Source organism: Aeromonas sp. 97A (genome assembly GCF_051919185.1).
Classification (GTDB): Bacteria; Pseudomonadota; Gammaproteobacteria; order Enterobacterales; family Aeromonadaceae; genus Aeromonas; species Aeromonas veronii.
The window spans coordinates 4,491,290-4,505,106 of sequence record NZ_JBQBFF010000001.1; the positions used below are offsets into that span (position 1 = coordinate 4,491,290).

14 protein-coding genes are annotated in these 13,817 nt (G+C 60.5%); 4 read left to right on the forward strand and 10 right to left on the reverse strand.

Translation table 11 applies throughout. The features are described 5' to 3' along the window. The first annotated feature begins 85 nt into the window (after window positions 1-85). The gene (locus ACTG27_RS20695) at window positions 86-1,450 is read left to right on the forward strand and encodes a cation:dicarboxylate symporter family transporter (RefSeq protein ID WP_439980325.1); all 1,365 of its coding nucleotides are present in this window, start codon (window positions 86-88) and stop codon (window positions 1,448-1,450) included. A gap of 83 nt (window positions 1,451-1,533) precedes the next feature. Here the strand turns inward: ACTG27_RS20695 and ACTG27_RS20700 are convergent, their stop codons facing one another. From ACTG27_RS20700 to ACTG27_RS20710, 3 genes are all read right to left on the reverse strand, one after another. After that, the gene (locus ACTG27_RS20700) at window positions 1,534-2,061 is read right to left on the reverse strand and encodes a rhodanese-like domain-containing protein (protein ID WP_439980326.1); all 528 of its coding nucleotides are present in this window, start codon (window positions 2,059-2,061) and stop codon (window positions 1,534-1,536) included. Window positions 2,062-2,065: 4 nt separating this feature from the next. Next, complete coding sequence (locus ACTG27_RS20705; protein ID WP_439980327.1) at window positions 2,066-2,485, reverse strand: MauE/DoxX family redox-associated membrane protein; 420 nt, start codon at window positions 2,483-2,485, stop codon at window positions 2,066-2,068. 253 nt (window positions 2,486-2,738) lie between these two features. Next, the gene (locus ACTG27_RS20710; RefSeq protein WP_439980328.1) at window positions 2,739-3,011 is read right to left on the reverse strand and encodes a hypothetical protein; all 273 of its coding nucleotides are present in this window, start codon (window positions 3,009-3,011) and stop codon (window positions 2,739-2,741) included. Window positions 3,012-3,256: 245 nt separating this feature from the next. Between ACTG27_RS20710 and ACTG27_RS20715 the strand changes: the two genes are divergently transcribed. Beyond that, window positions 3,257-5,359 carry a hypothetical protein gene (locus tag ACTG27_RS20715; RefSeq protein WP_439980329.1) on the forward strand — a complete coding sequence of 701 codons (2,103 nt, stop codon included), beginning with the start codon at window positions 3,257-3,259 and terminating at the stop codon, window positions 5,357-5,359. Window positions 5,360-5,418: 59 nt separating this feature from the next. Here ACTG27_RS20715 and ACTG27_RS20720 read toward each other — a convergent pair whose 3' ends face one another. The 3 genes from ACTG27_RS20720 to hpt all read right to left on the reverse strand — a co-directional run bounded on the left by ACTG27_RS20720 (window position 5,419) and on the right by hpt (window position 7,748). Continuing rightward, window positions 5,419-6,192, reverse strand: a complete 774-nt coding sequence (locus ACTG27_RS20720; protein ID WP_019445351.1) for an ABC transporter permease — start codon at window positions 6,190-6,192, stop codon at window positions 5,419-5,421. Beyond that, entirely contained in the window at window positions 6,189-7,106 is a 918-nt protein-coding gene (locus tag ACTG27_RS20725) for an ABC transporter ATP-binding protein (protein ID WP_005335620.1), read from the reverse strand. Before ACTG27_RS20725 ends, ACTG27_RS20720 begins: the two co-directional genes overlap by 4 nt. Window positions 7,107-7,217: 111 nt before the next feature. Further along, window positions 7,218-7,748 (reverse strand): hypoxanthine phosphoribosyltransferase, encoded by a 531-nt coding sequence (gene hpt / locus ACTG27_RS20730; RefSeq protein ID WP_005335618.1) that lies wholly within the window; start codon window positions 7,746-7,748, stop codon window positions 7,218-7,220. A gap of 201 nt (window positions 7,749-7,949) precedes the next feature. On the opposite strand from hpt, the gene ACTG27_RS20735 reads away from it, so the two are divergent. Further along, window positions 7,950-8,564: a TetR/AcrR family transcriptional regulator gene (locus tag ACTG27_RS20735; protein WP_042079938.1), complete on the forward strand. Its 615-nt coding sequence runs from the start codon at window positions 7,950-7,952 to the stop codon at window positions 8,562-8,564. A 72-nt stretch (window positions 8,565-8,636) separates the two neighbouring features. Here ACTG27_RS20735 and ACTG27_RS20740 read toward each other — a convergent pair whose 3' ends face one another. Together ACTG27_RS20740 and mpl are read right to left on the reverse strand one after the other, a co-directional pair. Beyond that, window positions 8,637-9,248, reverse strand: a complete 612-nt coding sequence (locus ACTG27_RS20740) for a flavin prenyltransferase UbiX (RefSeq protein WP_128815641.1) — start codon at window positions 9,246-9,248, stop codon at window positions 8,637-8,639. Then, window positions 9,245-10,615 (reverse strand): UDP-N-acetylmuramate:L-alanyl-gamma-D-glutamyl-meso-diaminopimelate ligase, encoded by a 1,371-nt coding sequence (gene mpl, locus ACTG27_RS20745; protein ID WP_042063094.1) that lies wholly within the window; start codon window positions 10,613-10,615, stop codon window positions 9,245-9,247. Before mpl ends, ACTG27_RS20740 begins: the two co-directional genes overlap by 4 nt. Before the next feature lie 259 nt (window positions 10,616-10,874). Between mpl and ACTG27_RS20750 the strand changes: the two genes are divergently transcribed. Continuing rightward, window positions 10,875-11,576 carry a phosphatase PAP2 family protein gene (locus tag ACTG27_RS20750; protein WP_439980331.1) on the forward strand — a complete coding sequence of 234 codons (702 nt, stop codon included), beginning with the start codon at window positions 10,875-10,877 and terminating at the stop codon, window positions 11,574-11,576. A gap of 69 nt (window positions 11,577-11,645) precedes the next feature. Here ACTG27_RS20750 and galE read toward each other — a convergent pair whose 3' ends face one another. Both galE and ACTG27_RS20760 read right to left on the reverse strand, forming a co-directional pair. Beyond that, complete coding sequence (galE, locus tag ACTG27_RS20755; RefSeq protein ID WP_100652867.1) at window positions 11,646-12,659, reverse strand: UDP-glucose 4-epimerase GalE; 1,014 nt, start codon at window positions 12,657-12,659, stop codon at window positions 11,646-11,648. Window positions 12,660-12,753: 94 nt separating this feature from the next. Beyond that, complete coding sequence (locus ACTG27_RS20760) at window positions 12,754-13,740, reverse strand: FAD-binding oxidoreductase (RefSeq protein WP_439980332.1); 987 nt, start codon at window positions 13,738-13,740, stop codon at window positions 12,754-12,756. Window positions 13,741-13,817 lie beyond the last annotated feature (77 nt).

A 13,817-nucleotide genomic window follows, 5' to 3' on the forward strand; every position in this document is an offset into this window, starting at 1 on the left:
TTGGCGTTTTCCCTCGCGACTCTGCTCGCACCCGCTGTTTTCTCTCTCCACAATCGGCCCTGATGGCCGCTACAGGTGTTTATTTATGTTTACCTTGTTTGCTTCGTTGCTCTTCTGTCTGCTCTGTTTTGCCCTGACCCGGCTGCCCGCTTCGGTGCCGCTCTCGCGCAAGGTGCTCGCCGGTCTGCTGCTGGGGGGGCTGTTCGGTCTCGGTCTGCAGCTGGGCTGGGGCGCCGATGATGCCGGCGTCCAGCAGACCCTGGAGTGGGTCAATATCATCGGCGGCGGCTATGTCAGCCTGCTCAAGGTGGTGATGATGCCGCTGGTGTTCACCTCCATCCTCTCCGCCATCAACAAGCTGGAGCAGGCGCAGTCCCTCGGCAAGATCAGCGCCGTGCTGATCGGCTCCATGCTGATGCTGGTGATGATCGCCGGTGTGGTGGGGATGACGGTGACCCATCTGAGTGGTCTCACCGCAGAAGGGTTGCTGAGCCACGGCAGCGACACGGCTGCGCTGCAACAGAGCATGAGTACCATCGACAGTGCCCAGACCCTGCCGGCCCTGCTGCTCTCGCTGGTGCCCACCAACTTTGCCGCCGATATGGCGGGTAGCCGCGGTCTCTCGGTGATCGGGGTGGTGATCTTCACCGTGCTGGCCGGGGTTGCCCTGCTGCAGTTGAAGGCGGAGCATCCAGAGGCGGGTGCTCGCGCCGCTGTGGCCATCGACACCCTGCAACTGTGGGTGATGAAGATGGTGCGGGTGGTGATTGCGCTCACCCCCTATGGCGTGATGGCGCTGATTGCCCGGGTGGTGGCTCACTATCCCCTGAGCGAGATCCTCAGTCTGCTCGGCTTTATTCTGGTCTGCTACATCGCCATTCTGGCGATGTTTGCGGTGCACATGGTGATCCTGCTGCTGATCGGCCAGAACCCGCTGCACTATCTTCGGGAAGTGTGGGGCGTGCTCACCTTCGCCTTTATCTCCCGCAGCAGCGCGGCTTCCATTCCGCTCAGTATCGAGACCCAGCAGCGCCTTGGCGTGCCCTCCAGCATCGCCAACTTTGCCGCCTCGTTCGGTGCCAACCTCGGCCAGAACGGCTGCGCTGGCATCTATCCGGCCATGATGGTGGCGATGATTGCCCCCATGCTCGGTATCAACCCGTTTGATCCCCTGTTCCTGCTGACTCTGCTGCCGGTGATTGCGCTGGGCTCCATCGGGGTGGCCGGCGTCGGCGGTGGCGGCACCTTCGCTGCGCTTATCGTGCTCTCCACCCTAAACTTCCCCATCGCGCTGGTGGGGGTGATGATCGCCATCGAGCCGCTGGTGGACATGGGCCGTACCGCTCTCAACGTCAACGGCTCCATCATGGCGGCCATGATCACCAAGCGGTTGCTGGGCAAACAGCAGCTGGCCGAGACGCAGGTCCTAGAGCAGCAGGCCGCCAGCTAACCCCGAGTGTTGCCCAATATGAAAGAAGCCCGCAGTTGCGGGCTTCTTTCATATCGGCTGTGTTGCCTTGTGGGCAGACGCGGTTACTCGGCAGAGACGGGGTAACCGGCTCCTTTCCAGGCGAAGATGCCGCCTGGCACCCGATAGACCTGTTGATAGCCCTGATTGACCGCCCAAGCGGCAGCGTTGTGGCTGCGGCCGCACTTGACGAAGCCGCAGTAGATCACCACGGGGCGAGCTTTGTCTTCACCCAGCAGCGCCTGGAACTGCTCCGCCGTGCCGCTCCCCTCGACAATCTCGCTCCAGTTGTCGCCTGACTTGGCCTCCTTCACGAAGACAAAGTTCTTGGCGCCCGGGATGTGCTCTTTCTTGTAGGAGTCCTCATAGGGCATGGTGTCGATGATCACCAGCTCCTCGCCCTTGTCCATCCGGGTTTTCAGCTCGGCCACGGTCAGCAGCTGATAGCCCCCCTGCTGCGCCTCCTGTGCCAACTGCACCGCCGACTGCTCCAGCTTCACCTCCTGCTCGAACTGGTTATCGCCACAGCCACCGAGGGCAAAGCTGGCGGCGATCAGCGAGGCCACCAGAGTGCGGGATCGCAATGTCATCATGTCACTACTCCTTTAGAACGGGAAAAACGGGGCGGGAAGTTCGCAGCAGGGCGCCCGCAAGCGTCAGTAGCAGCAGATCCCGCACAATGGCCTCCGGCAACGAGCTGAGATCAGCCCTGCCCAGACAGCCGCAAGAGATGTCGAGCCCGATGGCAACGCCATAGCCCAACACCGGAATAAACAGGGCGAGCAGCCCGATCACCAGCCAGAGTCCCCAGCGCCGGTTGGCGATGACTGCAAGCCCGGCGCAGAGCTCCAGCGCGATCAGCCCCCAGGCCACCGGCGGGATCAGTGACGGCCAAATCAGCCCGAAGGCCGCGATCTGTTCGACAAACAGGGCGGGGGATACCAGCTTGAACCCGGCCGAGGCGAGAAAGAATCCCCCCAGCGCCAGTCTGGCCAGCATGCGCAACAACGCAGGCATGTTCTACCTCTTTATAGAGAGAGGTGAATTCTAACAATTCCCGATTGAGCCGCAATGACTAAACCCATGCCAAACAAGATAAATCTCTATTTTGCGAGACAGTGACCAGAATGTGGGCGCTAGACCCTGATGGTGGCGGTTGTGGAGGCGGGTTGTTCTGGCTGTGTCGATTGCTCCCGATCGTGCTGGTGGGTCAGCAGTTCGGCAGCCAGCTCGATGGCCCGCTCGAGCAGTAGCCGCAGACTGTCGACCGTCAGATGATCGAGCCACTCGCGGGCCAGATCAGGGTCTCTCCCCGCTCGGTCTGATCCAGCAGAAACACCGGCTCGTCGCCAAGGTGGTTGAGCAGGGGCGTGTTGGGCATAGCGTGGCCCGGTAGCAGCAGATAGATCACCAGATGGCCCTCATCCTCTGCCAGCGTCAGCACCAGCTCGTCGTTGATGGTCAGGGTGGTGGCTGTCTGTCCGGCCACCGGAAGCGGAAGTCCAAGTTGTGTGTACAGGGCGGTGATGAGAGCGTGATACATGGCCAAACCTCGGGCAGGGGGAGAGTGACACCCTATGCGGCTGATCGGTGGCTGCTTATCACTTGTCGTCATTTTTTTAGCGTTTTTGGTCGGCGGGGCGGGTGATTGTGCCGAAATTGTGAGCTGACAGACATCTTTTACGGGTCAGTCCGAATCCTAAAAAAGCGGGACCATCGCTGACAGGGTGTCAAGGGGGTGCGGCGTACGCTGAGTATCTTCTCTCTCATCAACGCAGGTTTCTTACCATGAAAATTGCCTCCCCGGATATCGATGTAAGCCGTCATCAGCAGACAAGCCCTGATGCCACTCCACCTGCTACTGTTCGCCTTGGCAACGCCAGACTACGGCTGCTGGATGCCGGTAACCGGGAGTTCGATAGGGGGATCCGCCGCGGTGTTGGCCATCGGCAGAGCCCGGAACTCAAGGCGGTCAAGCAGGCGGTACGGCACTATCAGGCCCAGCCAACACCTTCACTGGCCGGGCTGGCGAAGATCGAACAGGCGCTGCAGTTCTGGATCGACTCGGGCAAGAATCGCTCCCGTCAGCAGGATCCCGTGTTGCAAAAACTGGTCGATGACATCGCTGTCCGCCGTCAGGCGTTGGCACAGGGTGGCAAGCCTCCCTCATTTCAGCTGGCGTGGGTCTGCAACGAACAGGGGAGGGTCAATCAGCCTATCGAGAGTAACCAGCAGATCCGCCAGTGGTGCAGCGAGTTGGCTCGCCTGCAACAGGAGGGGGCCAACGACCTGTTCAAGCAGGAGCTGCAAGGGGGACTAGACCTGATGTTCGGGGTGAGTGAGGGGATGATGGCGCGACGGCTGGAGCGGGCGCCGACCCGTGAAGAGGTCGCAGCAAGCCACGAGTGGCAGCTGTTTTGCGGGACCTTGCGTCAGGCTCTGCCCGCACTGGGTGAGCTCAAGCCGCAAGCCACTGCCGAGGAGAATGGTCGCGATATCCTGTTGACCCACAGTCAGTTGCTGGAGCTCGGCCACCTCAAGGAGGTTCTGGATCTCAGCATTCAGCAGCAGGTGAGCAAGCAGGGGGAGATTGGCCTGCTCAGGACCGAGCTGCTGACCGCGCTGGTGGATGGACTGGATGAGCCCTGGCTTGAGCGCGAGGCGCAGGAGAAGGCGCTCTGGCAGGGAGAGGCCGCATCAGGCAAGCACTATCAGAGTGGTGTACGGGCCGAGCTCAAGAGCCCTTTCTCTGCGGCCAGCAAGGAGCTGAAACCGGGTGAGCCCGTGAGCCACAAGGCCTTTGGCGGGCTCGGGCTGGTCAGTGCCAGTGTGCTGGTGGAGGCTTTCGCCGAGATCGAGATTGGCAAGTGGGAGGGGCGTCGCGACACGCCGGTAGGAGAGTTTGCCGGCAAGGTGGCTCTGGCTCAGGAGAACAAGGCGAGTGCCAAGGCCGAGCTGGTGATTGGCAAGGCGGAGGGCTCATTGGTGTTCAATCCGGTGAACAAGATCGTCAATGATACCGATGGATCGCGCTACACCCCGGGGCCCCATGACCTTAGTCTGCTGCGCATTGGTGCCAGTGCCGAGCTGGTGAGCAGGCTGGGGCTGTCGGTGGAGGGGAGCTGGACTATCGGCAATCTGCTTAACGCCAAGCTGGCAGGATCTGCCGAGGTGGTCGCCAATGCCAAGCTGGAGGCCGGTGCTGCGGCTATCATGACCCCAAATGGGCCAGTGGTCAGCGTAACGGCCAACGCCTCGGCCTTTGCTGGTATGAAAGCTGAGGGGAGTGCCCAGCTCAATCTGCTCAAGAGCCAGTATGCGGATGCCTATGGCCTTTCGGCCAAGGTACGCGCCTCCGCCAATCTGGGTGTCGGTGCATCGGCCGGTGCCACTGCGGCTTTCGGGCCGGAGGGAGCCAAGTTTCATACTACCCTTGGCGTGACACTGGGGGTGGGGTCCGATGTCGGTTGGGAGGGCGGAGTCAACGCCATGGCAACCAAGGCGTATGCACTGGAGCTGGCTGCTCGTGCGGTAAGCAACTTTGATCAGCGCAAAGGGGAGCAGCTAGATGGACTGGCGATGGCGGCAGGGAATGAAAACCGCCTCTTCGAACTGGCCCAGCGGGTCGATAACCGGATTGTCACTCTCGCCACCCAGTTGGATGAACTGCAGCTGGCGGCCAGCGAGAACCGGATCCGGATGCAGGAGAGCCTGATCGATCCCGAGCTCGCTGCTGGTCGCACCGCCATGGCGCAGGCTATCGACGATGCCTTCGGTCAGGAGCGGGTCGATGAGCAGGGGGGCGTCACGGTTCCCGAGCGGGCTGCAGAGCGCAACGAGAAGCTTGAGCTCACCGCCCGGCTGCTAAAGGATCACGCTATCCGGGTCTAGGTCATCCCGAGGCTGGCCGGACAATGAAAACGGGCACCGCGAGGTGCCCGTTTTGGCAATCAGTGGCGCAGGCCGGTGCCGCGGGAGATGAGCCACCAGGCGATACCGTAGAGGGCCACGATAAAGCCGATGATGATGAGGTAGGCGGTGCCGAGCGGCACGTCGGAGATACCGAGGAAGCCGTAACGGAACGCGTTCACCATGTAGATGATGGGGTTCACCTGGGAGACACCCTGCCAGAAGGGGGGCAGCAGGCTGATGGAGTAGAACACTCCGCCCAGATAGGTGAGCGGTGTCAGCACGAAGGTGGGGATGATGCTGATATCGTCGAAGGTCTTGGCAAACACAGCGTTGATGAGTCCCCCCAGCGAGAAGAGGATGGCGGTGAGCAGTACGGTGAAGCAGACGCTGAACAGATGGTGGATCTGCAGCGGCACGAAGAACAGCGACACCAGGGTGACAATGAGGCCGACGCAGAGGCCGCGCGCCACGCCACCGCCCACGTAACCGGCAATGATGACGTAGTTGGGTACCGGCGCGACCAGCATCTCCTCGATATTGCGCTGGAACTTGGCGCTGAAGAAGGAGGAGGCAACGTTGGAGTAGGAGTTGGTGATCACCGACATCATGATGAGGCCGGGCACGATGAACTCCATGTAGGTGAAGCCGCCCATGTCACCGATGCGCGAACCGATCAGGTTGCCGAAGATGACGAAGTAGAGGCTCATGGTGATGGCCGGTGGCACCAGGGTCTGGATCCAGATCCGGGTGAAGCGGCTCACCTCCTTGGCCAGAATGCTCTTGAAGGCGATGTAGTAGATGGCCAGATTCATGCTTTTCTCCCCTCTTCGACCAGATTGACGAACAGCTCTTCCAGCCGGTTGGCCTTGTTGCGCATGCTCACGACCTGCACCTGCTGGCTCGACAGCTGCTCGAACAGGCTGTTGAGTGACTGGCTCTTGTCGAGATCCACCTCAAGGGTGCGCTCATCCGGCATGCGGCCGTTGAACTCTGGCACCTCGGGTACGGCAGAACCTGGCGCAAGGTCGAGCAGGAAGGTCTCGCGACCCAGCTTGCCCAGCAGATTCTTCATGCTGGTGTTCTCGATCAGACGACCCTTGTCGATGATGCCGATGTTGCGGCAGAGCATCTCGGCCTCTTCCAGATAGTGGGTGGTGAGAATAATGGTGACACCCTGTTCGTTGAGATCCTTGAGGAAGGTCCACATGGAGCGGCGGATCTCGATATCGACCCCGGCGGTCGGCTCATCGAGGATCAACAGCTTGGGCTCGTGCATCAGGGCGCGGGCGATCATCAGGCGGCGCTTCATGCCGCCGGAGAGAGTGCGGGCAGGCATGTCGCGCTTCTCCCACAGATCGAGCTGGCGCAGGTACTTCTCGGCGCGGATCTTGGCTTCCGCCTTGGGCACGCCGTAGAAACCGGCTTGATGGGTGACAATCTGGATCACCTTCTCGAATTGGCTGAAGTTGAACTCCTGCGGCACCAGCCCGAGCTGGGCCTTGGCCTGTTCCAGATCGCTGTCGATGTCGTAGCCAAATACCTTCACCTTGCCGGCGCTCTTGTTCACCAGCGAGCTGATGACGCCGATGGTGGTGGACTTGCCCGCGCCGTTCGGGCCGAGCAGGGCGAAGAAATCCCCCTGCCTGACGGTAAGATCGATGCCTTTAAGGGCTTCGACGCCCCCCTGATAGGTCTTTTTCAGGCCGCTGATTTCCAGTGCGTTCATTGCAACCTCTGTGATGGTTGAATCCGGCTCGATACAGAAAAGGCGGCCAAGGCCGCCTGCACAGAGTAAAGGGCGCAAGGCCGCTTCACCCGTGATATTCCTGAACCTGGCTTACTCCTGGGGTACCACTTTGCCGATAAACGGCAGGTTGCGGTACTTCTGGGCGTAGTCGATGCCACAGCCGACCACGAATTCGTCCGGAATGGCGAAGCCAATCCAGTCGACCGGCACCTGCACTTCGCGGCGGGAGGGTTTGTCCAGCAGGGTGCAGATGGCCAGGGATTTCGGCTCGCGCAGGGAGAGGATCTCGCGCACCTTGTTGAGGGTGTAACCGGTGTCGATGATGTCTTCCACGATCACCACATCCTTGCCCTTGATGTCATCGTCCAGGTCTTTGAGGATGCGGACGTCACGGGTGCTGTGCATGCCGGAGCCGTAGCTGGAGGCGGTCATGAAGTCCAGGGTGATGGGCAGCTGGCACTGGCGGCAGAGGTCGGCCAAGAAGATGCAGGAACCGCGCAGTAGCGCAATCATCACGACTTCGTCAGAACCCTGATAGCGGGCGGTGATCTCTTCACCCAATTTGGCGATCCGGGCGGCTACTTCAGCCTCGGAGATCATCACCTCGACGGTGTGTTTCATCACTTACTCCCATAAGGCCAAAGGGGATTTGGCCGTTCATGAATATCAAAACCGATGATTCTACCACTCATGTTGAAGGGTGCTAGAGATACGTGGTGCTTTTATCGGCTTATTTTAATTGATAGAGTTAGCAGGCACTCAGGCATGATTAGTTAAAATACTATAAACACCATAATCAATAACTATTAGATGATAAAAACTATGGAACCACGCGCAGAAATAAGACGTCGTACCCGGCTGTCGCCGGAAGCTCGTCGCTCCCAATTGATGGAATGTGCCATCGAGGTGTTCTCCCGTCGCGGCATTGGCCGTGCAGGTCACGCCGAGATAGCCGAACAGGCCAAGGTCTCTGTGGCTACCGTATTCAACTATTTCAACACCCGCGAGGAGTTGGTAGATGAGGTGCTGGCCGAGATCGAACGCTTTGTGAACCAGATGCTGTCGCAGGCATACGGTGACCAGGGCTCCATTTTCGACAAGATCCAGCGTCATGTACGCCTCTCTGTCGATGCCGCCTACGATCAACCGGATTATGCCGGTATCTGGCTGGAGTGGAGCTCATCGGTTCGGGAAGAGGTATGGCCCCGCTATACCCGGCTGCTCGATCACTGCCTTGAGCTGATCGCCAGCGAGCTGCAAACCGCCATGGATGCAGGGGAGATCACCAGCGTGCTGTCAGCACAGGATCTGGCCCGCTCTCTGACCGGTTTTGGCTATGTGATGATGCAGATGATCAATCAACCTCAGCGCCCGGCGCGCCAAGAGGTGACTGATTTCCTGTTCAAGTACGTGACGGCGCCAATTCAGGCTCGCTAACACGGCTTAACGAAAAAACGGCGTCACTCATTGAGTGGCGCCGTTTTTTTATGGCCGAATGTGGTGGTCAGCTCAGTGGTGGCCATAGCCCCAGCGGTGGGTCAGCTCATGCTCGACACCGAGATGATCGAGAATGCGGGCGACCATAAAGTCCACCAGATCCTCGATGCTTTTCGGCTCATGATAGAAACCGGGCGCAGCGGGCATGATGGTCACCCCGAGCCGTGCCAGTTTCAGCATGTTCTCCAGATGGATCGCCGAGAAGGGGGTTTCGCGGGGTACCAGGATCAGCTGGCCGCGCTCCTTGATCACCACATCCGCTGCCCGCTCCAGCAGGTTGTCCGAGGTTCCGTTGGCAATGGCCGAGACGGTGCCCATGGAGCAGGGGCAGACCACCATCTGTTTGGGGGCCGCCGAGCCGGAGGCCACCGGCGAGAACCACTCCTCCTTGCCACAGGCGACTATCTGCCCCTCCTTGGCGCCATATTGGCGACAAAGATAGGCAGAGAGCTCTTTCGGCGAGCCGGGCCAATCCTGTTGCTGCTCGGTCTTGAGTACCACACGAGCCGCCGATGAGGCGAGCAGGTAGACCCGATAGTCCGCCTGCACCAGACACTGGAGCAGGCGCAGGGCGTAGGGGGCGCCGGAGGCGCCGGTCAGCGCCAGGGTGATCGCGTTGTTCATAGTTCGCCGTGGTAATCCTTGAGGCGGGCGATCAGCTTGTCATGAATGCCACCGAAGCCGCCGTTGCTCATGATCAGAATATGGTCGCCATCGCGGCTCTCGGCCACCAGCCGGTTGATCAAGGTCTCCAGATCGTTGAATACCTTGGCCGGTCGGGTCATATGGGCCGTCACCTCGCCGAGATCCCAGCCGATGTTGGGGGGTTGGAAGAAGAACACCTCGTCGGCGCCATCGAAGCAGCCAGCCAGCTCCTCCTTGTGAACCCCCAGCTTCATGGTGTTGGAGCGCGGCTCCAGCACCGCCAGAATACGTGAGCCGCCTACCTTGGCGCGCAGGCCGCCGAGGGTGGTCTCGATGGCGGTGGGGTGGTGGGCAAAGTCGTCATAGACACTGATGCCAGCCACTTCGCCCTTGAGTTCCATCCGCCGTTTGGGGGATTTGAATTGGCAGAGGGCGGCGATGCCATGCTCCACCATCACGCCAGCGTGGCGGGCGGCAGCGATGGCCATCAGGCCATTGTTGACGTTGTGCTCGCCGATGCACTCCCAATGCACCTCGCCCTGTTTTTCACCATCCAGCCACACCTCGAAGGCGGAGCCGTCATCGGCCAGCTTGACCGCCTTCCACTTGGCGTCGTCCTGACCTACCAGCTCCACTTCGCTCCAGCAGCCCATCTTGCGTACGGCGGTGAGGTTGTCATCCGCTTGCGGGAACAGCACCCGGCCGTTGCTCGGCACGGTGCGCATCAGGTGGTGGAACTGGCGCTGGATCGCGGCGAGATCCGGGAAGATGTCCGCATGGTCGAACTCCAGATTGTTCATCACCAGGGTGCGCGGATGGTAGTGGACGAACTTGGAGCGTTTGTCGAAGAAGGCGCAGTCATACTCGTCCGCTTCGATGACGAAGAAGGGGGCAGAGCCGAGACGGGCGGAGACCGGGAAGTTGCCCGGCACGCCGCCAATAAGGAAACCGGGTTCCAGTTTGGCGTACTCCAGCACCCAGGCCAGCATGCTGGCGGTGGTGGTCTTGCCGTGGGTGCCGGCAACGGCCAACACCCAGCGATCCTGCAGCACGTGCTCCAGCAGCCACTGGGGGCCGGAGATGTAGGGCAGATTGCGGTCCAGCACATATTCAACACAGGGGTTGCCGCGGCTCATGGCGTTGCCAATCACCACCAGATCCGGCGCCGGATCGAGTTGGGAGGGGTCATAGCCTTCGGTCAGTTCGATGCCCTGTTGCTCGAGCTGGGTACTCATGGGGGGATAGACATTGGCATCCGAACCGGTCACCCGGTAACCAAGCTGTTTTGCCAACACCGCCAGACCACCCATAAAGGTGCCGCAGATCCCGAGAATGTGAATATGCATACCGCTTCCTTTCGCAGTAAAGGGAAGTGCGCATTCTAGGGGGTGTTGCGGTGGTGGCACAAGCCGCACTCATGGTGAGAGGCCCACAGACCGGGGGGCTGGGAGTAAAACTCAGTAGCCCGAACAGCAATGAAAGAGGAGGGCAAACCATTCGGTTTTATTTGAGGCTTGATTTTGTGTCGCACTTTCTTACAATTCTTCGTTTTTGTGACGCACTCAACAGTTTTACGATATCGCCCTTTTCTAAAGGAGAGTCCCCATGGGCAAGTTCCTGCTTTGCTATCTGGTCGGTGGTCTAGTGGCCATCAGTTGGGCTGCGTTGCCTGCTCATGGTCCCTGGGATCAGTGGGACCTCGCGATTTTTCATACCGTTAACGGCTGGCTCGGGCAGTCGGCTCTGTGGGCCGATCTGGTGGCCATCACCAATAACCGGCTGTTCGATCTGGCGGTGTTGGCCTGTATGGGGCTGATTCTGGTCCGCTGCTTCTTTGCACGGGATCTGGCGGGTCGTCGCCAGCTGGTGGCGATGGGCATAGTGATGCTGCTAAGTGCACTGGTGATCAACCAGCTTGGTCACCGATTGCCGGTGGAGCGACCCAGCCCGACCCTGATGGTGGCCGATGCGCTGCGGGTGACCCAGATCAGCGGTATTCCGACCAAGGACTCTTCCGGTGACAGCTTCCCCGGGGATCACGCCCTGTTCCTGATGATCTTCGCCGGCTACGCCTTGCGCTATCTACCGCGCTGGGCGGGAGTCACCGCATTGCTGATGGTGCCGATCTTTTCCGCGCCGCGCATTCTGGCTGGGGCTCACTGGTTTACCGATGTCTACGTCGGCGCACTGGGGCAGGCGACCCTCTGTCTGCCCTGGTTGCTGCTGACCCCGCTGGCGGATCGGCTGATAGAGCGCATCGCCCCCCGATTGGCCCGTGTGCCGCTGCTGCGCAGTCAGACCCACTGATTGAACGTCGCAAAATAAAACGCCCCGACATGAAAATGTCGGGGCGTTTTGTTATCAACCCGCGAGAGATCAGCCTTGATAGCCGTTCGGGTTGTTGCTTTGCCAGCGCCAGGTATCGACCATCATCTGCTCCAGACCGCGTTCTGCCTGCCAGCCCAGCTCGGCACGGGCCAGCGTTGGCTCTGCCCAGCACTCGGCGATGTCGCCCGGGCGACGGGGTTTGATCTGGTAGGGAATGGGTCGGCCGCTGGCCGCTTCAAACGCCTTGACCATCTCCAGTACCGAGTAGCCCTGACCTGTGCCCAGGTTGTAGGTGAAGACGCCGGTGTCGCTCTTGATGCGCGCCAGTGCTTTCAGGTGGCCGATGGCCAGATCCACCACATGGATGTAGTCGCGCACGCCGGTGCCATCCGGGGTCGGGTAGTCGTTGCCAAATACCCCCAGCTCCTTGAGCTTGCCGACACCCACCTGGCTGATATAGGGCAGCAGGTTGTTGGGGATGCCGTTGGGATCTTCACCAATCAGGCCGCTCTCGTGGGCGCCGACCGGGTTGAAGTAACGCAGCAGTACGATAGCCCAGCGGGGGTCGGATTTGGCGAGATCGCGCAGGATCTCCTCCACCATCAGCTTGGAGCGGCCGTAGGGGTTGGTGGCGCTGGTGGGGAAATCTTCCCGCAGCGGCACCGAGGCGGGATCGCCATAGACGGTGGCCGAGGAGCTGAATACCAGGCGGAAAACCCCGGCCCTGGCCATCTCTTCGCACAGCACCAGAGTGCCGCTGATGTTGTTCTGGTAGTAGGTGAGCGGGATCTGGCTCGACTCCCCGACCGCCTTGAGACCGGCGAAGTGGATGACCGATTCGATCTGGTGGTTGGCGAACAGCTGCTGCAGGCAGGCTCTGTCCAGCACATCCCCTTCGATGAAGGTGACCGGCTTGCCGGTGATCTGCTCGACCCGCTTGAGTGACTCCGGTGAGGAGTTGGAGAGGTTGTCGAGTACCACGACCTGCTGCCCCGCGCCGAGCAGCTCAACCAGGGTGTGGGAGCCGATATAGCCGGCGCCCCCTGTGACCAGTATTGTCATTTTTTATCCCGTGTTCTGGTGAAACTGGGGCAGAGTCTACCCGTCCTGCCCGCTCGGGAAAAGGTTGAGATACCAATGAAGCCCTTTGCGTATCTCAATAATCGAGACTTATATCCCCTTTCGCGGTGCAGGAGCAGGCCAGAGCCATGCCGCTCTCGAGATCCTGCGCACTCAAGGTCATCACGCTCTGGCGCTCGATGTCACCTGTGGTGGTGCAACGACAGCTGCCACATACCCCGGCGCGACAAGCCGCCATTATGGTTTCGCCCGCCGCTTCCAGTGCCGCCAGCAGGGTCTGACCCGGCAGGATCTTCACCTTTTTGCCGCTCTTTTTCAGGGTCAGCCAGAAGTGGTCGCTGGTGGTGGCGGGCTCTGCGGGAGGAAGACCAAAGGACTCCTGATGCAGTTGCTCCGGCGGCAATCCCAGCTCCGTCAGCATGGTTCTGACCGCCGCCATATAGGGGGCCGGGCCGCAGAGATAGACATGGCGTTCGAGCAGATCTGGAGCCAGTTCGGCCAGCATGGCGGGGGTGAGTCGGCCAATCCAGGGGTGATCTGCTGGGGCATCTTCCAGAATCAGGGCATGGCGTACACCGGCATGGGCCTCAGCCAGTTCAGCCAAGTCATCTGCGAAGATCACATCTGCTGGCGAGCGGGCGCTATGGATAAAGCGAATATCGGCATCCGGCCGTTTGGCCAGCTCGTCCCGCAACATGGCCCACATGGGGGTGATGCCGGAACCAGCGCTCAAGAGCAGTGGCCGTTTGCAAGGGAGGTTGGTCAGGTTGAAATCGCCGAACGGGCCATCCACCCGGATCTTGTCTCCCATTTGCAAGGTCTGGTGCAGATGGTGGGAGACCCGTCCCACATCCTTAATGGTGACCTGCCAGCATGCATCCTGCGGGCTGGAGGAGAGGGTATAGGCACGGCAGTGGGGCTGGCCGTCGATCTCGGTGTGCAGGGTGATGCACTGGCCAGCCAGTACGGGAGGGAGGCTGCCGGAAAGCGGCGCCAGCTGCCAGCTCACGACGTCGTGGGTGTTCTGTTGGCGGCCAATGCAGGTGAGCGTGAGAGAGGTCATCACAAGGCTCCTTAGGTTTTAAACGGTTCGAAAAACGTCTGGTGAAAAAGCCGGATCCAGAAAAAAGGCGAGCCGGG

Bases quoted from the DNA above. Each gene is read 5' to 3' on its own strand.
- ACTG27_RS20695 (WP_439980325.1), top strand. From the start codon at position 86: ATGTTTACCTTGTTTGCTTCGTTGCTCTTCTGTCTGCTCTGTTTTGCC.
- ACTG27_RS20700 (WP_439980326.1), bottom strand. From the start codon at position 2,061: ATGATGACATTGCGATCCCGCACTCTGGTGGCCTCGCTGATCGCCGCC.
- ACTG27_RS20705 (WP_439980327.1), bottom strand. From the start codon at position 2,485: ATGCCTGCGTTGTTGCGCATGCTGGCCAGACTGGCGCTGGGGGGATTC.
- ACTG27_RS20710 (WP_439980328.1), bottom strand. From the start codon at position 3,011: ATGTATCACGCTCTCATCACCGCCCTGTACACACAACTTGGACTTCCG.
- ACTG27_RS20715 (WP_439980329.1), top strand. From the start codon at position 3,257: ATGAAAATTGCCTCCCCGGATATCGATGTAAGCCGTCATCAGCAGACA.
- ACTG27_RS20720 (WP_019445351.1), bottom strand. From the start codon at position 6,192: ATGAATCTGGCCATCTACTACATCGCCTTCAAGAGCATTCTGGCCAAG.
- ACTG27_RS20725 (WP_005335620.1), bottom strand. From the start codon at position 7,106: ATGAACGCACTGGAAATCAGCGGCCTGAAAAAGACCTATCAGGGGGGC.
- hpt (WP_005335618.1), bottom strand. From the start codon at position 7,748: ATGAAACACACCGTCGAGGTGATGATCTCCGAGGCTGAAGTAGCCGCC.
- ACTG27_RS20735 (WP_042079938.1), top strand. From the start codon at position 7,950: ATGGAACCACGCGCAGAAATAAGACGTCGTACCCGGCTGTCGCCGGAA.
- ACTG27_RS20740 (WP_128815641.1), bottom strand. From the start codon at position 9,248: ATGAACAACGCGATCACCCTGGCGCTGACCGGCGCCTCCGGCGCCCCC.
- mpl (WP_042063094.1), bottom strand. From the start codon at position 10,615: ATGCATATTCACATTCTCGGGATCTGCGGCACCTTTATGGGTGGTCTG.
- ACTG27_RS20750 (WP_439980331.1), top strand. From the start codon at position 10,875: ATGGGCAAGTTCCTGCTTTGCTATCTGGTCGGTGGTCTAGTGGCCATC.
- galE (WP_100652867.1), bottom strand. From the start codon at position 12,659: ATGACAATACTGGTCACAGGGGGCGCCGGCTATATCGGCTCCCACACC.
- ACTG27_RS20760 (WP_439980332.1), bottom strand. From the start codon at position 13,740: ATGACCTCTCTCACGCTCACCTGCATTGGCCGCCAACAGAACACCCAC.